Source organism: Flavonifractor sp. DFI.6.63 (assembly GCF_024462255.1).
Classification (GTDB): Bacteria; Bacillota; Clostridia; order Oscillospirales; family Oscillospiraceae; genus Lawsonibacter_A; species Lawsonibacter_A hominis.
This window is the reverse complement of sequence record NZ_JANGBE010000001.1, coordinates 72,317-93,225: the sequence shown is the minus strand read 5'-3', so window position 1 is coordinate 93,225 and position 20,909 is coordinate 72,317. Positions and strand designations below refer to the sequence as shown.

The following is a 20,909-nucleotide window of genomic DNA, read 5'->3' as shown; positions in this document are numbered from 1 at the left end:
CCAGGGGAATGGGCCCCGGGGGACGAAGGAAACAGCCAGGGTAATGGGAATCCGGCCCGGTCCAACGGCGGACGGGCGGGGACGGATCCCCATTGCCCTGGACCAACAAATAAGGAGGAAGACTATCAATGGCGAGAAAGCTGAAAACCATGGATGGCAACACGGCTGCCGCCCACGTGTCCTACGCCTTTACCGAGGTTGCGGGCATCTATCCCATCACGCCCTCCAGCCCCATGGCCGACTATGTGGACCAGTGGGCCGCACAGGGCCGCAAGAACATTTTTGGGACCACCGTGAAAGTAGTGGAGATGCAGTCCGAGGCCGGCGCGGCCGGCACCGTGCACGGCTCTCTGAACGCCGGCGCCCTGACCACCACCTACACCGCCTCTCAGGGCCTGCTGCTGATGATTCCCAACATGTACAAGCTCTCCGGCGAGCTGATGCCCGCCGTGTTCCACGTGTCCGCCCGTACGGTGGCCACCCACGCGCTGAACATCTTCGGCGACCACTCCGACGTGATGGCCTGCCGCCAGACCGGCTTTGCCATGCTGGCCGAGGGCAACGTGCAGGAGGTCATGGACCTGGGCGCGGTGGCCCATCTGGCCGCCATCAAGGGCCGCGTCCCCTTCCTGAACTTCTTTGACGGCTTCCGCACCTCTCACGAGATCCAGAAGATCGCCATCTGGGACAACGAGGACCTGGCGGACATGGTGGACATGGACGCCGTCAACGCCTTCCGCAAGCGGGCGCTGAACCCCGAGCATCCCGTGATGCGTGGCTCCCACGAGAACGGCGATATCTTCTTCCAGCACCGTGAGGCCGCCAACAAGTACTACGAGGCGGTGCCCGACATCGTCGAGGAGTACATGGGCAAGGTCAACGCCAAGCTGGGCACCGACTACCAGCTGTTCAACTATTACGGCGCGCCCGACGCCGACCGGGTCATCATCGCCATGGGCTCCATCTGCGACGTGGCGGAGGAGGTCATCGACTACCTGAACGCCCACGGCGAGAAGGTGGGCCTGGTGAAGGTGCGCCTGTACCGTCCCTTCCGGGCGGACAAGCTGCTCGCCGCCATCCCCGCCACCGCCACCAAGATCGCCGTGCTGGACCGCACCAAGGAGCCCGGTGCCCAGGGCGACCCCCTGTACCTGGACGTGGTCACCGCCTTCGCCAACGCGGGCCGTCAGGCCACCATCATCGGCGGCCGTTACGGCCTGGGCAGCAAGGACACGCCCCCCAGCAACGTGTTCGCCGTTTATGAGGAGCTGACCAAGTCCGCCCCCAAGCGGCAGTTCACCGTGGGCATCGTGGACGACGTGACCCACACCTCCCTGGAGGAGAAGCCCTCCCCCAACACCGCGGCCCCCGGCACCATCGAGTGCAAGTTCTGGGGTCTGGGCGGCGACGGCACCGTGGGCGCCAACAAGAACTCCATCAAGATCATCGGCGACCACACCGACAAGTACGTGCAGGCCTACTTCCAGTACGACTCCAAGAAGACCGGCGGCGTGACCATCAGCCACCTGCGCTTCGGCGACCAGCCCATCCGCGCCCCCTACTACATCAACAAGGCCGACTTCGTGGCCTGCCATGTGCCCGCCTATATCGTCAAGGGCTTCCCCATGGTCCGGGACGTGAAGGACGGCGGCGTGTTCCTCATCAACTGCCAGTGGAGCGATGAGGAGCTGGACCACCACATGCCCGCCGTGGCCAAGCGCTACATTGCCGAGCACAACATCCAGGTCTATACCATCAACGCCATCGACCTGGCCATCGAGATCGGTATGGGCAAGCGCACCAATACCATCCTGCAGTCCGCCTTCTTTGCCCTGGCCAAGGTGATGCCGGAGGCCGAGGCCATCGGCTACATGAAGGACGCGGCCACCCATTCCTACCTGAAGAAGGGCCAGGACGTGGTGGACCGCAACCACAAGGCCATTGACCTGGGCGCCTCCGCCTTCAAGAAGTTCAACGTGCCCGCCTCCTGGAAGGACGCCGAGGACCAGACCGCGGCCGAGCACCTGGAGGGCGATCCCGCCACCGTCAAGATGGTGCGCGAGCTGCTGGAGCCCATCGGCAAGATGGACGGCGACAGCCTGCCCGTCTCCGCCTTCGCAGACGGCCATGAGGACGGCACCTTCTGCCAGGGCGCTTCCGCCTACGAGAAGCGCGGCGTGGCCGTGTCCGTGCCCGCGTGGGACGCGGCCAAGTGCATCCAGTGCAACCAGTGCTCCTACGTCTGCCCCCACGCCACCATCCGGCCCTACGCCCTCACCGCGGAGGAGGCCGCCAACGCCCCCGCACAGGCCAAGATCGTGGACATCAAGGCCGGCAAGGGCAAGGGCGTGTATCAGTTCGCCATCGCCGTCTCCCCCCTGGACTGCATGGGCTGCTCCGTGTGCGTGAGCGCCTGCCCGGTCAAGGCGCTGGAGATGGTTCCCCAGGAGTCCCAGGCCGATCAGCAGGCCGTGTTCGACTACATGGTGGCCAAGGTGGCCCCCAAGGCCGACGTGGAGGACATCGCCACCGTCAAGGGCAGCCAGTTCAAGCAGCCCCTGCTGGAGTTCTCCGGTTCCTGCGCCGGCTGCGCCGAGACTGCCTATGCCCGCCTGGTCACCCAGGTCTGCGGCGAGCGGATGTATATCTCCAACGCCACCGGCTGCTCCTCCATCTGGGGCGGCCCGGCCGCGACCTCTCCCTATACGGTGGACCAGAACGGCAAGGGTCCCGCCTGGGCCAACTCCCTGTTTGAGGACAACGCTGAGCACGGCCTGGGCCTGTATCTGGGCCAGAAGGCCATCCGCGACCGGTTGGCCGACAAGACCCGCGCCCTGCTGGCCGTGGAGTGGGCCACTCCCGCTATCAAGGAGGCCGGCCAGAAGTGGCTGGACACCCTGGAGGACGGCGCGGCCAACGCCGAGGCCACCAAGGCCTACATCGCCGCCCTGGAGGACGGCCTGTGCACCGTGGATGAGCTGTTGGCCAGCGGCAAGGCAGAGATCCAGGCCTTCGGCAAGGAGCTGCAGGCCAAGGGTGAGACGCTCTGCCAGTGTGACGCCTGCAAGCTGGCCGCCGAGATTCTCCAGGAGAAGGAGTACCTGAACAAGAAGTCCGTGTGGATCTTCGGCGGCGACGGCTGGGCCTACGACATCGGCTACGGCGGCCTGGACCATGTGATCGCCTCGGGCGAGGATGTGAATATCTTCGTCTTTGATACCGAGGTGTACTCCAACACCGGCGGACAGGCCTCCAAGTCCTCCAACATCGGCCAGGTGGCGCAGTTTGCCGCGGCCGGCAAGGTGCAGCCCAAGAAGAGCCTGGCGGAGATCGCCATGCAGTACGGGTACGTCTACGTGGCCCAGGTGGCCATGGGCGCCAATCCCAACCAGACCCTGAAGGCCATCACCGAGGCCGAGGCCTATCACGGCCCCTCCCTGATCATCGGCTACGCTCCCTGCGAGATGCACTCCATCAAGGGCGGCATGGCCAATTGCCAGATTGAGATGAAGAAGGCCGTGGAGTGCGGCTACTGGAACCTGTTCCGGTTCAACCCCGCGTCCAAGGCCGAGGGCAAGAACCCCTTCACCCTGGACTCCAAGGCCCCTGCCGGCGGCTATCAGGAGTTCCTGATGAACGAGGCCCGCTACTCCGCTCTGACCCGCTCCTTCCCCGAGCGTGCGGAGAAGCTCTTTGCCGAAAACGAAGAGGCCGCCAAGGCGCGTTACGAGCACCTGACCCGGCTGGTGGAGCTGTACAAGTAAATTCTGCTGAAAGATTCCCGGGCTTAAAGCCCGGGAATCTTTTGATTGGCGGCCGCTGCGGGCGCCTGACCCGGCTGGCGGAGCGGCACACAAGCAAGCGAAAACGGCGGAAGGCCCCCGGACGATGCATCCGGGGGCCTTCCGCCGTTCTTGAAAAAGCGGTTCTAACGTTCGGGGCGGGAGCCTGGGGCGGGCGCATCCGCCCCGGGCTGGCGATAGACATGTTCCTTGATTTTGCAAAAGGTCTCTTCGCTCAGATCATGCTCCACTTTGCAGGCGTCGGCGGCGGCCACCTCCGGGTCTACCCCCAGGCGGACAAAAAAGTCCGTAAGCAGGCGGTGGCGTTCATAGATGCGCTCGGCCACCGCCTCGCCGGGCGGGAGCAGGGTGATCCGCCCGTCCCGGTCCATCTCCACATAGCCGCTCTCCCGCAGCTTTTTCATAGCCACGCTGACACTGGGCTTGGAGAAGTGGAGCTCGTTTGCGATATCGATGGAGCGGACCATCCCATGGCGCTCCTGCAAACTCAAAATTGCTTCCAGATAATCCTCTGCGGATTCATAAATTTTCATAAAGCGGCCTCCAGATGCTCGGGCTTTTCTATACATTAGCATAAAACGCGCCCTTTGACAAGAAATCGGTGGAAAAGCCATTGACAAATTGAGTTAGTCGAGGTAAACTTATAGCGATTTAGGGGTTAGATAATGCTAACCCCTGTTTTCCGACCGGGTGTTAGATGCATCTAACTATCCGGCGTGAGGAGGAGGGATTATGATGCCCTTGACATTGGCAAAGCCCGGTGAGACGGTGACGATCCGTAAAATCACCGGCAAGGACGAACTGCGTCAGCATCTGGCGGAGCTGGGCTTCGTGGTGGACAGCACGGTGACCGTGGTCAGCGAGATCGCCGGGAACCTGATCCTTCAGGTGAAGGACAGCCGGATCGCCCTGGACCGATCGATGGCAAACCGTATCATGATTTGAGGAGGAATCGACAGTGAAGACGCTGCGAGAGGCAAAGGTGGGGCAGACCGTCACCGTGGTCCGGCTCCACGGAGCGGGCGCGGTGAAGCGCCGTATCATGGACATGGGGATCACCAGGGGGACGCAGGTGCATATCCGCAAGGTGGCCCCGCTGGGCGATCCCATCGAACTGAACGTGCGGGGGTATGAGCTCTCCGTGCGCAAGGCCGACGCGGAAATGATCGAGATCGCGTAAACTCACCGCGTTTGGCAGGAACGCTTGGCTGGATCGAATGTTTGGAAGGGAGAACACAAATGGACATCAAAATTGCGCTGGCGGGCAACCCGAACTGCGGTAAGACCACCCTGTTCAATGCCCTGACCGGCTCGAACCAGTACGTGGGCAACTGGCCCGGCGTCACGGTGGAGAAGAAGGAGGGGCGGCTCAAGGGCCATAAGGACGTGGTCATCCAGGACCTGCCCGGCATCTATTCCCTCTCCCCCTATACCTTGGAGGAGGTCGTGGCCCGCAGCTACCTGGTGGGCGAGAAGCCCGACGCCATCCTGAACATCGTGGACGGTACCAACGTGGAGCGCAACCTGTACCTGACCACCCAGCTCATCGAGCTGGGCATCCCCGTGGTGGTGGCGGTCAACATGATCGACCTGGTCCGCAAGAACGGGGACGAGATCGACCGGAAGAAGCTGGGCGAGGCGCTGGGCTGCGAGGTCGTGGAGATGAGCGCACTGAAGGGCGAGGGAGGCATGGCTGCGGCTGAAAGGGCCGTCTCCCTGGCCCGGAGCCGGAAGGCCGGCGAGCTGCCCCATGTGTTCACCGGCAGCGTGGAGCACGCCGTCGCCCACATTGAGGAATCTATCCAGGGCAGGGTGGAGGAGCGTTACCTGCGCTGGTATGCCATCAAGCTCTTCGAGCGGGACGGCAGGGTCCTGGAGGAACTGAAGCTGGACGCCGCGCTGGCCGCTCATCTGGAGGAGCACATCAAGGACTGCGAGTCCGAGCTGGACGACGACGCCGAGAGCATCATCACCAACCAGCGCTATGCGTACATCAGCGGCGTGGTGGAGCGCTCGGTGAAAAAAAAGGCCGCCAGGCACGCCCTGTCCCCATCCGACCAGATCGACCGCGTGGTCACCAACCGTGTGCTGGCGCTGCCCATTTTCGCGGGGATCATGTTCCTGGTCTACTGGGTGGCGATGGGGCCCTTCGGCTCCTTCCTCACCGACTGGACCAACGACGTGCTGGGCGCCGAATGGCTTCAGGCGGGCTCCCGGGCCCTGCTGGAGGGCTGGGGCTGCGCCGAGTGGCTCACCGGCCTTGTGTCCGACGGCATCGTCGCCGGCGTGGGCGCGGTACTGGGCTTCGTGCCCCAGATGCTGGTGCTGTTCCTGATGCTGGCCGTTCTGGAGGACGTGGGCTATATGGCCCGCGTGGCGTTCATTATGGACCGGATCTTCCGCAAGTTCGGCCTGTCCGGCAAGTCCTTCATTCCCATGCTCATCGGTTCCGGGTGCGGCGTGCCCGGCGTCATGGCCTCCCGCACCATCGAGAACGAGCGGGACCGCCGCATGACCATCATGACCACCTGCTTTGTCCCCTGCGGCGCCAAGATGCCCATCATCGGGCTGTTTGCCGGCGCCCTGTTCGGCGGCAGCGGCCTGGTGGCCGTCTCCGCCTACTTCATCGGCGTGGCCGCCATCGTGATCTCCGGCGTCATGCTCAAGAAGACCCGCGCCTTCGCCGGCGATCCCGCGCCCTTCGTCATGGAGCTGCCCGCCTACCATGTCCCCGCCGCGGGCAACGTCCTGCGGGCGACCTGGGAGCGCGGCTGGTCCTTTATCAAGCGGGCCGGAACGGTCATCGTGGCCTCCTCCATCATCCTCTGGTTCCTCCAGGGCTTCGGCTTTGTGGACGGCGTGTTCCGGATGGTGGAGGACAACAACTCCTCCCTGCTGGCTGCCATCGGCGGCGCGGTCTGCATCCTGTTCCGCCCCCTGGGCTTTGGCGATTGGCAGTCCACCGTGGCCACCGTCACCGGCCTCATCGCCAAGGAGAACGTGGTCTCCACCTTCGGAATCCTGTTCCAGATCGGGGAAGAAGTGGCCGAGGACGATCCGGGCCTGCTGACGGCCGTCGCCGCGCACTATACCGCCATCTCCGCCTACTCCTTCATGATCTTCAACCTGCTCTGCGCCCCCTGCTTCGCCGCCATGGGCGCCATCAAGCGGGAGATGAACAGCGCCAAATGGACCTTTGCCGCCATCGGCTATATGTGCGCCTTCGCCTATGCCAGCGCCCTGATCGTCTATCAGATCGGGGGCCTCATCGCCGGTCAGGTGGGGTTTGGAGCGGGCACTGTGGCCGCCGCCGTGGTGCTGGCCGGGCTGGTCTACCTGCTGGTGCGCAGAAACAAGTACGATGAAAACCACCTGACCGTGAGCGCCGTGGCCGCGGCGGCCCGGTAAGGAGGCGGAAGCGATGAATGTCCCCACACTTGTCATAGGTCTGATCGTGCTGGCCGTGTTCGTTGCCATCGTGGCCCGCGGCGTCTACAACAAAACGCATCATAGGGGAGGCTGCTCCTGCTCCGGCGGATGCGGGAACTGTCCCGGCAGCGGCATGTGCCATCCCGAGCGGTAGTACAAAGATCCCTCGGCCGGCCGCAGCCGTCCCGGAAAAGGGACAACGCCGCTTTTGGGACCATCACAAAGGGGCTGGAGCATCGCGTTAAGATGCTCCAGCCCCTTTTTTGTGCCCGGCCGGTGGGAATCCCGGATTCGCTTTGGACCGCGGTCATTTGGACAGACGCCGCAGCATCACCTCCGCCGTGCGCGGCGAGGCCACCCTGCAGTAGGCGTCGTTGCCAAAGTGACAGGCCCGGAGGGAGGCGGTGAGACCGGCGCCGTTGACGGCATTGGAGTCGGTATCCCGGGGGATTTCCACATGGGTGCCCGGGTTCCAGCCCCGGTAATGATCCCGGATCCGGGCGCATTCGCCCACGCCGTACCAGCAGGATACCGTCTCCACATTGTACCAGATGTCCCGGTTCCAATCGCCGCGGAGCACCCGGCCGGGATACCTGGCGCTGAAGAACGAAAAGAAGTCGGCGGTCATGGCGTTAAAGCCGCGGATAGGGGGTGCGGTCCATTCAGCCGCCTCCTTCCCGATGCTTCGGCCGGGCCGCGGCCGGGGCCGGCCGGAATCGGCAGGCCGCTGGGCAGCAACGCCCCAGCCGGTTGTCCGTGCGCTCGCCTGCCAGGGACAGGCCGTGGCCGCCCCGCTCAGGTGCCGCTCCGCCGGAATGCGGCGGTCCGGCGGCGGGGCCGGATCGGAATCGCTTCCCGGATCACGCCGGCCCCTCTGTTGGACGCATCGCTCAACGCACGGCTGGGCAGGGGGGCTCCCCGGCGTACGGTTCGCCCCCGTCTCCCTGCGGGCCGGCGTCCGGCAGCAAGAGGACCGCCGTCTCCACATGAGCGGTGCGGGGGAACATGTCCACAGCCAGGGCGCGGCGCACGCTCCAGCCCTGTTCCCGAAAACGGGCGATATCCCGGGCCAGGGTGCCCGGGTCGCAGGAGACGTAGACCACCCGCCTGGGCGCCATGCGCACGATGGTGTCTACTACCGCGGGGGCAAGGCCTTTGCGGGGCGGGTCCACGCAGATCACATCCGGACGCACGCCCTCCGCCTCCAGGCGCAGGGCGGCCTCTCCCGCATCGGCGCACAGAAAGCGGGCGTTTCCCACCCCGTTGCGCCGGGCGTTTTCCACCGCGTCCTCAATGGCCGGGCGCACCACCTCGGCGCCATAGACCAGCTTGGCCCTGCGGGCCAGGACCAGGCTGATGGTCCCGATGCCGCAGTACAGGTCCAGTACAGTCTGTTCCCCGGTCAGGCCCGCCAGCTCCAGGACGCGGTCGTAAAGGACCTCGGCCTGATCGGGATTGACCTGGTAAAAGGAGGGCACCGAAAGCTTGAAGGTAAAGCCGCACAGGGTGTCGTATAGAAAATCCTCCCCCCACAAGGTGCGGTAGTCCGTCCCCAGGATGACGTTGCTGTGGGTTTCGTTGACCCCCAGTACCACGCCGGTAAGGCCGGGCTCGGCGCAGCGGAGGGCCGCCGTCAGCTCCTGCTCGCGGGGAAGCGTTTTCCCGTTGACCAGCACACAGCAAAGCGCCGCCCCCGACCGGCTGGTACGCACATACACATGGCGCACCAGCCCTTTCCGGGTGCGTTCGTCATAGGCGCTCACGCGGTAGCGCCGCATCCAGTCCTTCACGGCGGCGCGCAGCCGGGCGGCGGCGGGGCTTTGCAGCAGGCAGTCCGCCACGTCCACCACCTGATGGCTGTGCTCCCGGTAAAAGCCGATCTTCGGCCCCGGCGCGGCCGGGAACTGGGCCTTGTTGCGGTAGCGCGCGGGACACCCGGCGCCCAGGACGGCCTCCACCCGGACCGAAGCGCCGCCGATGCGGCACAGGGCGTCTTCCACCCGCGCCCGCTTGGCCTGAAGCTCTTCCGCATAGTCCATATGCCGGAAGCGGCAGCCGCCGCACTGGGCATCGTAGGGACAGTCGGGGGGAATGCGGGCCGGAGAAGGCGTGAGGATCGTTTTCACCCGCCCCCAGAGAGCGCTGCGGCCCACGTGGGTGAGCTGCACCTGGCAGACTTCCCCTCGGAGGGCGCCGGGAACGAAGACCACCATGCCCTCCAGACGGCCCACGCCGCTGCCGTCGCTGGCGTAGCCGTCAATGGTCAGCGGGAACGTGTCCCCTTGCTGCGGACGCTTATCCATGGGCGCTCACATCCTCCAGCTGATCGTAAGGGATCGCTGCCTCCACGGGGCTGTGCAGGGCGGGCAGGTCGCCGCCCTGGAGCCAGAAGGTGTAGCCCTCCTCCGTGAGGTAAAAGTGTTCCGGCTGGAAGGAGAGGCGCACCTGCTCCTCGCTCAGCGCGCCGGAGGAGATCGCCCGGCTGATCTCGCCCTGGGCCAGAAACGCCGAAACGATCCGCTCAAGGGCGGCGTCGGTGTCGGAGAAGAAGTCTGCAAAGCCCAGCTGGCTGCCGGTCTGAGCGTCAAACTGCTCGGAGAGGCGGAACACCGTGGGGTAGGCACCGCCGCTGTTGAGATACCACTCCCGGGCCACGCTGATGACGGCTTCATCCTCATAGGTCACGCGCGAGGTCATCTCCTGCACCGTGGCGGTAAAGGGCAGGCCCGCGTCGGTGGATACGTCGTAATCGGCCACCACCATCTCATACTGCTCCTCCGCCTCCATCAGGCGGTTATGGCCCTCCGTCTGGTACCAGGCGTTGATGGCCGTGCCGGCGGGGCAGGCGTCGGTGTTCTGCACCATGGGCAGGGTATAGCTCACGCTCATGACCTGGGTGCCGTCCCCGGCGGTGAAGGTGCGGCGGAACGCCTGCTCCCCCCACACGGGGGGTTCGGCCGGGACGGGCGTGGGCGTGGGCGTGGCCTCCGGAGCGGGCGTGGCCGTGGCGGCGGGCGTCGGCGCGGCGGTATCGACGGGCGCTGGAGCGGGTTTGGCACAGCAGGTCAGGGCAAAGGCCAGAGACAGGGCCAGCGCGGCGGGGAAAAGTTTGTTTCGTTTCATTCTAGGCTCCTTTTGTCGGATGCGGATTGGGATACCCCATTTTACCATCTGCGTTCCCCGGCGTAAATGGGAAAAACACAATTGTAAACTTTTGCGATTTTTTGTGTTCCCTTCTGCAAATCGGCCCGAAGCCTTTCCGGCGGGGAAAAACTGTGCTAAAATGTGGGCCAAACGGAGCGGAGAGGGGATCGGGCATGACGCAGCAGGAACTGTTGTCCCTGGCGGAGGAGGTGGGCTTCTCCCACGCGGGAGAGCTGAATAGGGCGGCGCTGGAGTTTTTGCCCCAGGTGCGGGAGATGTGCGCCGCCGACCGCTGCCACAATTACGGCCGGTGCTGGACCTGCCCGCCCGCCTGCGGCACGCTGGAGGAGGCGGCGCGTCGTGCCGGGCGCTATCGCCGGGGGGTGCTGCTCCAGTCCACCGGGACGCTGGAGGACGATTTTGACGTGGAGACCATGCAGGAGACCGAGCGCCTCCAGCGGGAGCGCTTTGCGGTCTTTGTGGAACGGGTGCGCCGGGCGGACCCCGACTGCCTGCCCATGGGCACCGGCGGCTGCGGCATCTGCGCGGCGTGTACCTGCCCGGACGCGCCCTGCCGTTTTCCGGACCGGGCCATCCCCTCCATGGAGGCCTACGGCCTCTGGGTGTCCCGCGTATGCGAACGGTCGGGCCTGCCTTACTATTACGGGCCGGGCACCATCACCTATACCGCCTGCGTGCTGGTCGACGCAGCCCAATGACCCCTCCGCTTCGCAGGATTCCGCCGTCTGAAGACGACGGAACAAAATCAGAATCCGTCCGTTCCGGGGACACAAGGGGATTGCCCCGCAGGGGTAAGACAGCTTGTCGAAAAAGGCCAGAGGCCTTTTTCGACAGAGGGATGCATGACGGACAGGGCTCGATTCTTGCAGAAAAGTCGCCCTGCCCGTCATGAGAGGTGTCATTTCCGACGCACCTGTCGCCGGAAATGACGGAGCTTTATTTCCTTCCGTCGTCTGCGGACGACTCAACTCTGCGAGGCCCTTCCTCAGGAGGGTTTTTCGACAGTCTGAATTGCCCCGCAGGGGCAAGAGAGGGTCCCCCGGGGGAGGTGCCCTGGAAAGGCCCCTTCCCACGAAATGTTTGCCGACAATTTCGTGAGCAATCGAGGTGAACATTTCGTGCATTCCTGCTCGAAAAAGCGGCAAAGCCGCTTTTTCGACCGTCTCAGCCGGAGGCCCCAGCCGTAGGTCGGGGGCCTCCGGCTGGTTTGTCCGGAAGGAAGAGAAACGCGGATTTGTTCACAATTTCCCCTTTTTTATCCGAAACAACTATGGTATACTAGTAAGCTGAATTACCCTGGAACTCCTATGACCGCCCGCACGCGCGGGCCTGAAATAAGAAAGGTGAACGACCCATGGGACTTTTGAAAAAGCTTTTCGGCACCAGCTCGGAAAAGCAGGTGAAGGCCATCCTGCCCCTGGTGGACAAGATCGAGGCCCTGGACGGGGTGTATTCCCAGCTCACGGACCAGCAGCTCCAGGCCAAGACGCCTGAATTCAAGCAGCGTCTTGCAGACGGCGAGACCCTGGACGACATCCTGCCCGAGGCGTTCGCCGCCTGCCGGGAGGCCGCCTGGCGGGTGCTGGGCATGAAGCCTTACCGGGTGCAGCTCATCGGCGGCATCATCCTCCATCAGGGCCGCATCGCCGAGATGAAGACCGGCGAAGGCAAGACCCTCGTGGCCACCCTGCCCGCCTACCTCAACGCCCTGGCGGGCGAGGGCGTGCACATCGTCACCGTCAACGACTACCTGGCCAAGCGCGACAGCGAGTGGATGGGCAAGGTCTACCGCTTTTTGGGCCTCACCGTGGGCCTGGTCATCCACGACGTGGACCCCAAACAGCGCAAGGCCGCCTATGACGCGGATATTACCTATGGCACCAACAACGAGTTCGGCTTCGACTACCTGCGGGACAACATGGCCATCTACGCCAGCGAGATGGTCCAGCGGGGCCACGCCTTTGCCATCGTGGACGAGGTGGACTCCATCCTCATCGACGAGGCGCGCACCCCCCTCATCATCTCCGGCCAGGGGGACAAGTCCACCCAGCTCTACACCATCGTGGACTCCTTCGTGGCCCGGCTGAAGGGACAGCGGGTCACCAGCGTGGATACCAAGGAGGAAGAGGACCCGGATATCGACGCGGACTACATCGTGGACGAGAAGGCGCGTACCGTCACCCTCACCGCCCGGGGCATCGCCAAGGCCGAGCAGCAGTTCCAGATCGAGAACCTCTCCGACCCGGAGAATACCACGCTCTCCCACCACATCAACCAGGCCATCCGGGCCCGGGGCCTGATGAAGCGGGATATCGACTACGTGGTGAAGGACGGCGAGGTCATCATCGTGGACGAGTTCACCGGCCGCCTGATGTACGGCCGGCGCTACTCCGAGGGCCTGCACCAGGCCATCGAGGCCAAGGAGCATGTGGAGGTGGCGCGGGAGTCCAAGACCCTGGCCACCATTACCTTCCAGAATTATTTCCGCCTTTACGGCAAGCTCTCCGGCATGACGGGCACCGCCATGACCGAGGAGGAGGAATTCGGCACCATCTACGCCCTGGATATCGTGGAGATCCCCACCAACCGTCCGCTGGCCCGCAAGGACAACCCCGACGTGGTGTACAAGAACGAGGCGGGCAAGTACCGGGCCATCGTCAACCAGATCGTGGAGTGCCACGAGAAGGGCCAGCCCGTGCTGGTGGGCACCATCTCCATCGAGAAGTCGGAGGAGCTCTCCGGCATGCTGAAAAAGCGCGGCATCCGCCACAATGTGCTCAACGCCAAGTTCCATGAAAAAGAAGCCGAGATCGTGGCCCAGGCGGGCAAGCTCGGGGCGGTCACCGTGGCCACCAACATGGCCGGCCGCGGCACCGACATCATGCTGGGCGGCAACGCGGAGGTCCTGGCCAAGGCCGATCTGCGCAAGGCGGGGCTGTCCGACGAGCTCATCGCCGAGGCCACGGGCTTTGCCGAGACCGACAGCGAGGAGATCCTGAACGCCCGGCGTATGTATGCCGAGGCGGAGGCAACGTATAAAGAGGCCATCAAGGAAGAGGCCGACCAGGTCCGCGCCGCGGGCGGCCTGTTTATTCTGGGCACCGAGCGGCACGAGTCCCGCCGCATCGACAACCAGCTGCGCGGCCGCGCCGGCCGGCAGGGCGACCCGGGCGAGAGCCGCTTCTTCCTCTCTCTGGAGGACGATATCATGCGCCTGTTCGGCTCCGAACGGGTGATGAACATGATGGAGAAGCTGGGGGTGGACGAGGATACCCCCATCGACGCCAAGATCCTCTCCGGCGCCATTGAGAACGCCCAGAAGCAGGTGGAATCCCGCAACTTCCAGACCCGGAAAACGGTGCTGGAATACGACGACGTGATGAACACCCAGCGCAAGGTCATCTACGAGCAGCGCCGCAAGGTGCTGGACGGGGAGAACCTGAAGGAGTCCGTCCAGAGCATGCTCACCACGGTGATCGCGGGCGAGGTCCACGGCCGTCTGGGCGAGCAGAAGCATATGGACGCCGAGAGCTGGCGGGAGGTGTGCGCTCAGTTTCGGGGCGTGTTCCTGCGCCCCGACGAGCTGAAGCTGACCGACGAGGAGCTGGCGAAATACGACGCCGACGGTCTGGCGGAGCTGCTCCGGGAACGGGCGGCGGAGCTCTACGCCCGCAAAGAGGCCGAGCTGGGCGAGCCGCTGATGCGCGAGCTGGAGCGGGTGATGATGTTGCGTGTGGTGGACGAGTACTGGATGGACCACATCGACGCCATGCAGGAGCTGCGCCAGGGCATCGGCCTCAGGGCCTACGGCCAGAGCGACCCCGTGGTGGAGTACAAGCGCGAGGGCTATGAGATGTTCGAGCAGATGATCGCCGCCATCCAGGCGGAGACCCTGCGGCGGATCTTCCTGGCCCGGGTGCAGGTGAATACCGGCGTCAAGCGGGAGCGGGTGGCCAGGGTCACCGGCGAAAGCGCGGGCAGCGACGGCACCGTGAAGAAACAGCCCATCAAAAAGGGACAGAAGATCGGCCCCAATGAACCCTGCCCCTGCGGGAGCGGGAAGAAGTTCAAGAAGTGCACCTGCAAGGAGTACCACCCCGACTGATCGGGATCGGATCCGCCGGGGAGCGCGCCGGCTTGCCCCTGCGGGAGCGGGGAGAAGTTCCGGAAGCGCGCCTGCAGGGGGTGTCATCCCGCTTCGGGGATGCGTGCGGGCGGGAGCGGGCCGCGCCTTTGCGGGACAGCGGGGGCCGCACGCCCCCGTACCGCCGCCCGTTCCGTCAAACCGCTGTCATTGAGGAGAACCAGCATGAATATCACCGAACACAACGCAAACGGCGTGGTGTACCTTGCCGCCGACGGCTTCCAGGCCGCCGGCGGTGTGGTCCACGGCTTTTCCACCCGCCTGGGGGGCGTATCCGAGGGGATCTACGCCTCGATGAACCTGGGCGTCAACCGGGGGGACGACCCGGAGCGCGTCCGGGAGAATTTCCGCCGCTTCTGCGCCGCCATCGGGGCAGAGCGGGAGGGACTGGTCTTTTCCAGCCAAGTCCACGGGGACGGGGTGCGCACCGTTACCTCCGCCGACCTGGGCAAGGGGCTGGAGCAGACCGTGGACTACGAGGCCGACGCGCTCATTACCGATGTACCCGGCGCGGTGCTTACCGTTTTTTCCGCCGACTGTCTGCCCATCCTTCTCTACGACCCGGTGCGCCGGGCCGTGGGCGCGGTCCACGCGGGCTGGCGGGGCACCGCCCTGGGGATCGTGGAAAAGGCAGTGGAGCGGATGGTGGACTGCTACGGCTGCGACCGGCTGGATCTCCTTGCCGCTATCGGGCCGGGCATCTCCAAATGCTGCTTCGAGACTCATGAGGATGTGCCCAACGCCATGACCGAGGCCCTGGGCGCCTGCGCCCTTCCGTTTATCGAGGTGCTGCCGACCGGGAAATTTCATGTGGACCTGAAGGGCCTCAACGCCAGGCGGCTGGAGGGGGCCGGACTGAAGCCGGAGCATATTGCCCGCTCGCCGGACTGCACCGCCTGCCGGCCGGATCAATACTGGTCCCACCGTGTGACCCATGGGGAGCGGGGCAGTCAGGCGGCCATGATCGCGCTGCGCCGGGGAGGAGGCACAGCTTGAGAAGGATCCTGACGGCCCTGCTGACGGCTGCCTGCCTGCTGCTGGGACTGGCCGGGTGCGGAGCGGCGCCCTACGAGGAGCCGTGGCAGCCCACGCCCACGCCGGCCGCCACGGCCACGCCGGAGCCGGAGCCGGCCCAGTTTGCGCTGGCCTGCTACCCGCAGTCCAGTTTTCACCCCATTACCGGCGGCAACCGGACCAATCTGTCGCTGGGAGGCCTGCTTTATGAAGGGCTGTTTGCCCTGGACCCCCAATTTCAGGTCCAGAACGTGCTGTGCGAATCCTATACCGTATCGGAGGACGCGCTGAAGTGGACCTTTGTCCTTCGTGCCGGCGTGCGCTTTTCCGACGGCAGCGCACTAACGGCGGCCGACGTGGCCGCCAGCCTGAACCAGGCCCGCGCCAGCGCCCTCTACAGCGCCCGCTTTACCGGCGTGACCGGGGTGAGCGCCGGGGAGGGAACCGTGAGCGTCACGCTCTCCAGTCCCAACGGCGGCCTGCCCGCGCTGCTGGACGTGCCGGTGTGCAAGGGAACTGGGGAGCGCCCCGCGGGTACCGGACCTTACGTGCTCGCCGGCGAGGCGGACGCGCTGGTCCTGGAGGCCAGGACGGACTGGTGGCAGGGGAACGCCCTGCCCAGGCAGTCCATCCCCCTGCGGAGCATCCAGGAGGCCGACGATCTGATCCGGGCCTTCGATACCCGTGACGTCGCCCTGGTGGCCACCGACCTGACGGGCACCAACGCGCTGGGATTCTCGGGCAGCTTTGAAACGGTGGATTATCCCACCAGCACCATGCTTTACGTGGGATTCAACACGGCCTCCGGGCTCTGCCGGGACGCGGGGCTGCGCCGGGCGCTCCAGCAGAGCTTTGACCGGGACGCGGTGGTCACGGCCCAGTTTTCCCGCCACGCGCTGGCCGCCGCCCTGCCGGTTTCCCCGGTCTCGCCGCTGTATGACGGCGCCCTGGCGGGCCGCCTGGCCTACTCGTCCCAGGCGCTGGCCCAGGCGCTGGCCGACGCGGGCTGGTCCCAAACGGACGGGAGCTGGCGGCGGGGGCGGGAAACGCTGGCGCTGCGCTTCGTGGTGCCCGGCGAGAATACCGACCGGATCTCTGCGGCGGAGCAGCTGGCAAAAAACCTGACCGACGCAGGGGTCTCAGTGGAATTGAAAAAGCTGTCCTGGGAGGATTATACGGCCGCACTGGCGCGCGGAGACTTCGATCTGTATCTGGCGGAGGTGCGCCTGACGGGGGATTTTGACCTGACCGCCCTGCTTGCACCGACCGGAGCGCTCAACTACGGCGGCTATCAGGATGCGTCGGCAGCCGGGCTTCTCCGCGCGTTTCGCGCCGCCGACGGCGCGGCGCGGGGGCAGGCGGCCGGGGCGCTGTACGAGTATCTGGCCCAGGAGCCGCCCTTTGCGGTGATCTGCTTCAAAAACTGGTCGCTGCTCACCCAGTGGCGGCTCCTTACGGGCCTGACGCCCACCCAGCAGAACGTATTTTATCGCTTTGCAGACTGGACCGTCGCGTAATGCCGTCCGGACGGGAACGGGCCCGCCGATTGGGGGACGCAGGCGGGGAAACAAGTCCGGAGAGAGAAATTTGGGGGAATCAAGAATGGGGAACGTATTTCGATGCTATGTGGAGAAGCGGCCCGGCTTTGCCGTGGAGGCGCAGCACCTGCTGGGGGAGCTGAGGGGTCCGCTGGGGCTGACGGGGCTCACCGGGGTGCGCCTGCTGCGCCGGTATGACGTAGAGGGCGTTTCCCGGGCCGTCTACGAGGCCGCCCGCACGACCGTCCTGTCCGAGCCTCAGGTGGACGACGTCTGGGACGAGGCCGTTCCGGACCAGGACGGCGCCTGGGACCGCCTGCTGGCGGTGGAGGCCCTGCCCGGCCAGTACGACCAGCGGGCCGACTCCTGCGCCCAGTGCATCCAGATGATGACCGGCGGGGAGCGGCCTTTGGTGGCCGCGGCCACCGTATACCTGTTGACGGGCTCGCTCACCGACGGGGAATTCGCGCAGATCCGCGGCTATCTCGTTAACCCCGTGGAGAGCCGCGAGGCCGCTCTGGACAAGCCGGACACCCTCCGCCGCCAGTACCCCGAGCCCGCTTCCGTGCCCGTGCTGGAGGGCTTCACCGCGCTGGACCGGGCCGGTCTGGAGGGGCTGCTGGAACAATACGGCCTGGCCATGGACCTGGGCGATCTGGCCTTTTTGCAGGCCTACTTTCGGGAGGAAGAGCGCCGCGACCCCACCCTGACCGAGGTGCGCCTGGTGGACACCTACTGGTCTGATCACTGCCGCCACACCACCTTTTCCACCCATCTGGACCATGTGGAGATCGGCGCCGGCCCGGTCCGGCAGGCCTATGAGCGCTATCTGGCCGCCCGGGTGGAGGTCTATGGGCAGGAGAAGGCCGCCCGGCGGCCCCAGACGCTGATGGATATTGCCACCATCGGCGCCAAGATCCTGAAAAAGCGGGGCAAGCTGCCCGAGCTGGACGAGAGCGAGGAGATCAACGCCTGCTCCATCCACGTCCCCGCCCAGGTGGACGGACAGGAGCAGGACTGGCTGCTGATGTTCAAGAACGAGACCCACAACCACCCCACCGAGATCGAGCCCTTCGGCGGTGCGGCCACCTGCATCGGCGGCTGCATCCGGGATCCCCTGTCCGGCCGGGTGTACGTCCATCAGGCCATGCGCGTCACCGGCTGCGGCGACCCCCGGACTCCCTTTGATCAGACCCTGCCCGGCAAGCTGCCCCAGCGCAAGCTGGCCCAGACCGCGGCGGCGGGTTATTCCTCCTACGGCAACCAGATCGGCCTGGCCACCGGCCACGTGGCGGAGGTTTACCATGAGGGCTATGTGGCCAAGCATCTGGAGTGCGGTGCGGTGGTGGGCGCGGCCCCGGCACGGAATGTCCGCCGGGAGCGGCCCGCCCCCGGCGACGTGGTCATCCTATTGGGCGGGCGCACCGGCCGGGACGGCATCGGCGGGGCCACCGGCTCCTCCAAGAGCCACAACCAGAACTCCCTGACCACCATGGCCAGCGAGGTGCAGAAAGGCAACGCCCCGGAGGAGCGCAAGCTCCAGCGCCTGTTCCGGGACGGGAACGTGACGCGCCTCATCAAGCGCTGCAACGACTTTGGCGCGGGCGGCGTGAGCGTGGCCATCGGCGAGTTGGCCGACGGGCTGGAGATCGACCTGGACGCGGTGCGCAAGAAGTACGACGGTCTGGACGGCACCGAGCTTGCCATCTCCGAGAGCCAGGAGCGTATGGCCGTGGTGGTCGCCCCGGAGGATGAGGCGGCCTTTTTGGCCGCCGCGGCGCGGGAGAATCTGGAGGCCTACCGGGTGGCGGTGGTCACCGCCTCTCCCCGTATGGTCATGCGCTGGCGGGGCGAGACCATCGCCGACCTGTCCCGCGCCTTTCTGGACACCAATGGCGCCGTGAAGCACGCCGGCGTCTGCGTGAGCGCCCCCAAGCCCGAACCGGACCGGAAAGCGCCCGCCGAACGTTCCCTGCGGGATGTGGCCGCCAGCCTGAAGTGCGCCTCCCGCCGGGGGCTGACCGAGCGCTTCGACGGCTCCATCGGCGCGGGCAGCGTGCTCATGCCGTTCGGCGGAAAGTACCAGCGCACCCCCGCCCAGGCCATGGCCGCCCTGTTCCCCGTGCTGCCCGGGCAGACGACCGACCAGGCCAGCGTGATGGCCTGGGGCTTCGATCCGGACTGGATGAGCGCCGACCCCTACACGGGAGCGATCGGCTCCGTGGTCACCTCAGTGGCCAAGCTGGTGGCGGCGGGCGCGGACTACCGGAAGGCTTACCTGACCTTCCAGGAGTATTTTGAAAAGCTGCGCCAGGACCCGGCGCGCTGGGGCAAGCCCTTCCAGGCCCTGCTGGGGGCGCTGGACGCCCAGCTGGGGCTGGACTGCGCGGCCATTGGCGGCAAGGACTCCATGTCCGGCTCCTTCCTGGATCAGGACGTGCCGCCCACCCTGATCTCGTTCGCCATCGCCCCCGCCAAAGCGGGCGAGGTGCTCTCCCCTGAGTTCAAAGAGCCGGGCCATCCGGTCTACCGGTTCGGCGGCGCCGCCGCCGGCGATTATCCGGCCCACCGGGCGGCCTGGGAGGCGTTTTACGCCCTCTGCCGGGCGGGAAAGGTGCGCGCCGCCTGGGCGGTGGAGGCCGGCGGGGTGCTGGAGGGCCTGATGAACATGTCCTTCGGCAACCGGATCGGCTTTCGCGCCGCCGAGGGGGCGGAGCTGTCCGCCCGGCCCGGCGCCATTCTGGCGGAGCTGACCGAGACGGTCGAGACGCCCCATGCCGTCCGTCTGGGGGATACCGCCGCCGCGCCGGAGATCGTCGCCGGCGGCGACCGGGCGTCCATTGCCGAGCTGCTCGCCCTCAACGAGGGCGTGCTGGAGGACGTGTACCCCACGCGCGCGGGCACGGCCGCGCCCGTACCGGCCCTGAACTGGGACAAGCGCTCCCCTGCCGTGTGCAAGGCCAAAACGGCCCGGCCCAGGGTGGTCATCCCCGTGTTCCCCGGCACCAACTGCGAGTACGACTCCGCCCGGGCCTGCCTGCAGGCGGGGCTGGAGCCGGAGATCGTGGTGGTGCGCAACCTGACCCCCGCCGACCTGACCGCGTCCACGGCCGCGCTGGAGCGGGCCGTCCGGGGGGCGCAGATCGTGTTCCTGCCCGGCGGCTTTTCCGGCGGCGACGAGCCGGACGGTTCCGCCAAGTTTATCTGCTCCTTCTTCCGCAACCCCGCGCTCACGGACGCGGTCCATGACCTGCTCAAGCGCCGGGACGGCCTGATGCTGGGCATCTGCAACGGGTTCCAGGCGCTCATCAAGCTGGGCCTGGTCCCTTACGGGGAGATCCGCGCGATGGACGCGGGCTGCCCCACCCTGACCTATAACGACATCGGCCGCCACCAGAGCCGGTACGTCACCACCCGGGTAGCCTCCGTCCAGTCCCCCTGGATGCTCCGCTCCAACGTAGGCGATCTGCATGCCATCCCCATCTCCCATGGCGAGGGGCGGTTTGTGGCCCCGGCGGAAGAGCTGGAGCGGCTGATCGCGAACGGCCAGGTAGCCACCCAGTATGTGGACGCCGACGGCGTGCCCTCCATGGAGATCGACGTGAACCCCAACGGCTCCGCCGCCTGTATCGAAGGCATTTTCTCCCCCGACGGACGGGTCTTCGGCAAAATGGGACACAGCGAGCGCCGCGGCGCTTTTGTGGGTGTGAACATTCCCGGCGACCGCCGCCAGCCCCTGTTTGAGAGCGGCGCGGAATACTTCCGGTAAACGGACCATCGCCCGGCGCGGGAGCGCCGGGCGATTTTCATCCTTTT

14 protein-coding genes are annotated in these 20,909 nt (G+C 66.0%); 10 read left to right on the top strand and 4 right to left on the bottom strand.

From position 1 onward, the window contains the following. Positions 1-128: 128 nt before the first annotated feature. Positions 129-3,764 carry a pyruvate:ferredoxin (flavodoxin) oxidoreductase gene (gene nifJ / locus NE547_RS00400; protein ID WP_186908760.1) on the top strand — a complete coding sequence of 1,212 codons (3,636 nt, stop codon included), beginning with the start codon at positions 129-131 and terminating at the stop codon, positions 3,762-3,764. Positions 3,765-3,928: 164 nt separating this feature from the next. On the opposite strand, the gene NE547_RS00395 is transcribed toward nifJ, so the two are convergent. Further along, on the bottom strand, positions 3,929-4,336 hold the full coding sequence (locus tag NE547_RS00395; RefSeq protein ID WP_186908761.1) for a metal-dependent transcriptional regulator: 408 nt from the start codon (positions 4,334-4,336) through the stop codon (positions 3,929-3,931). Positions 4,337-4,535: 199 nt separating this feature from the next. Here NE547_RS00395 and NE547_RS00390 point away from each other — a divergent pair, with 199 nt between their 5' ends. Genes NE547_RS00390 through NE547_RS00375 form a run of 4 tightly spaced genes read left to right on the top strand, consistent with a single transcriptional unit; the run spans position 4,536 to position 7,386 of the window. After that, on the top strand, positions 4,536-4,748 hold the full coding sequence (locus NE547_RS00390) for a FeoA family protein (RefSeq protein ID WP_186908762.1): 213 nt from the start codon (positions 4,536-4,538) through the stop codon (positions 4,746-4,748). Between the two features lie 13 nt (positions 4,749-4,761). Further along, entirely contained in the window at positions 4,762-4,983 is a 222-nt protein-coding gene (locus tag NE547_RS00385) for a ferrous iron transport protein A (protein ID WP_186908763.1), read from the top strand. 59 nt (positions 4,984-5,042) lie between these two features. Then, positions 5,043-7,211, top strand: coding sequence for a ferrous iron transport protein B (gene feoB, locus NE547_RS00380; RefSeq protein WP_256174462.1), 2,169 nt, complete (start codon positions 5,043-5,045; stop codon positions 7,209-7,211). A 13-nt stretch (positions 7,212-7,224) separates the two neighbouring features. After that, the gene (locus tag NE547_RS00375; protein ID WP_186908765.1) at positions 7,225-7,386 is read left to right on the top strand and encodes a FeoB-associated Cys-rich membrane protein; all 162 of its coding nucleotides are present in this window, start codon (positions 7,225-7,227) and stop codon (positions 7,384-7,386) included. 153 nt (positions 7,387-7,539) lie between these two features. On the opposite strand, the gene NE547_RS00370 is transcribed toward NE547_RS00375, so the two are convergent. The 3 genes from NE547_RS00370 to NE547_RS00360 all read right to left on the bottom strand — a co-directional run bounded on the left by NE547_RS00370 (position 7,540) and on the right by NE547_RS00360 (position 10,355). Further along, complete coding sequence (locus NE547_RS00370; RefSeq protein ID WP_186908766.1) at positions 7,540-7,860, bottom strand: hypothetical protein; 321 nt, start codon at positions 7,858-7,860, stop codon at positions 7,540-7,542. A 262-nt stretch (positions 7,861-8,122) separates the two neighbouring features. Then, on the bottom strand, positions 8,123-9,535 hold the full coding sequence (gene rlmD / locus NE547_RS00365) for a 23S rRNA (uracil(1939)-C(5))-methyltransferase RlmD (RefSeq protein ID WP_256174461.1): 1,413 nt from the start codon (positions 9,533-9,535) through the stop codon (positions 8,123-8,125). Beyond that, positions 9,528-10,355 (bottom strand): hypothetical protein, encoded by an 828-nt coding sequence (locus NE547_RS00360; RefSeq protein ID WP_186908768.1) that lies wholly within the window; start codon positions 10,353-10,355, stop codon positions 9,528-9,530. The genes rlmD and NE547_RS00360 overlap by 8 nt, the downstream gene beginning before the upstream one ends. A 194-nt stretch (positions 10,356-10,549) precedes the next feature. Between NE547_RS00360 and NE547_RS00355 the strand changes: the two genes are divergently transcribed. The 5 genes from NE547_RS00355 (at position 10,550) to NE547_RS00335 (ending at position 20,862) form a co-directional block, all read left to right on the top strand. Further along, positions 10,550-11,095, top strand: coding sequence for a DUF2284 domain-containing protein (locus tag NE547_RS00355; RefSeq protein ID WP_256174459.1), 546 nt, complete (start codon positions 10,550-10,552; stop codon positions 11,093-11,095). A gap of 656 nt (positions 11,096-11,751) precedes the next feature. Then, positions 11,752-14,502, top strand: a complete 2,751-nt coding sequence (secA, locus tag NE547_RS00350; protein ID WP_186908770.1) for a preprotein translocase subunit SecA — start codon at positions 11,752-11,754, stop codon at positions 14,500-14,502. Positions 14,503-14,706: 204 nt separating this feature from the next. Further along, a complete protein-coding gene (gene pgeF, locus NE547_RS00345; RefSeq protein WP_186908771.1) occupies positions 14,707-15,537 on the top strand; it encodes a peptidoglycan editing factor PgeF in 831 nt (276 codons plus the stop codon). After that, positions 15,534-17,072, top strand: coding sequence for an ABC transporter substrate-binding protein (locus NE547_RS00340; protein ID WP_256174457.1), 1,539 nt, complete (start codon positions 15,534-15,536; stop codon positions 17,070-17,072). The genes pgeF and NE547_RS00340 overlap by 4 nt, the downstream gene beginning before the upstream one ends. Before the next feature lie 85 nt (positions 17,073-17,157). Beyond that, positions 17,158-20,862 carry a phosphoribosylformylglycinamidine synthase gene (locus NE547_RS00335; RefSeq protein WP_256174456.1) on the top strand — a complete coding sequence of 1,235 codons (3,705 nt, stop codon included), beginning with the start codon at positions 17,158-17,160 and terminating at the stop codon, positions 20,860-20,862. Positions 20,863-20,909 lie beyond the last annotated feature (47 nt).

Coding starts and splice junctions, on each gene's coding strand:
- nifJ (WP_186908760.1), top strand. CDS start 129: ATGGCGAGAAAGCTGAAAACCATGGATGGCAACACGGCTGCCGCCCAC.
- NE547_RS00395 (WP_186908761.1), bottom strand. CDS start 4,336: ATGAAAATTTATGAATCCGCAGAGGATTATCTGGAAGCAATTTTGAGT.
- NE547_RS00390 (WP_186908762.1), top strand. CDS start 4,536: ATGATGCCCTTGACATTGGCAAAGCCCGGTGAGACGGTGACGATCCGT.
- feoB (WP_256174462.1), top strand. CDS start 5,043: ATGGACATCAAAATTGCGCTGGCGGGCAACCCGAACTGCGGTAAGACC.
- NE547_RS00375 (WP_186908765.1), top strand. CDS start 7,225: ATGAATGTCCCCACACTTGTCATAGGTCTGATCGTGCTGGCCGTGTTC.
- NE547_RS00370 (WP_186908766.1), bottom strand. CDS start 7,860: ATGACCGCCGACTTCTTTTCGTTCTTCAGCGCCAGGTATCCCGGCCGG.
- rlmD (WP_256174461.1), bottom strand. CDS start 9,535: ATGGATAAGCGTCCGCAGCAAGGGGACACGTTCCCGCTGACCATTGAC.
- NE547_RS00360 (WP_186908768.1), bottom strand. CDS start 10,355: ATGAAACGAAACAAACTTTTCCCCGCCGCGCTGGCCCTGTCTCTGGCC.
- NE547_RS00355 (WP_256174459.1), top strand. CDS start 10,550: ATGACGCAGCAGGAACTGTTGTCCCTGGCGGAGGAGGTGGGCTTCTCC.
- secA (WP_186908770.1), top strand. CDS start 11,752: ATGGGACTTTTGAAAAAGCTTTTCGGCACCAGCTCGGAAAAGCAGGTG.
- pgeF (WP_186908771.1), top strand. CDS start 14,707: ATGAATATCACCGAACACAACGCAAACGGCGTGGTGTACCTTGCCGCC.
- NE547_RS00335 (WP_256174456.1), top strand. CDS start 17,158: ATGGGGAACGTATTTCGATGCTATGTGGAGAAGCGGCCCGGCTTTGCC.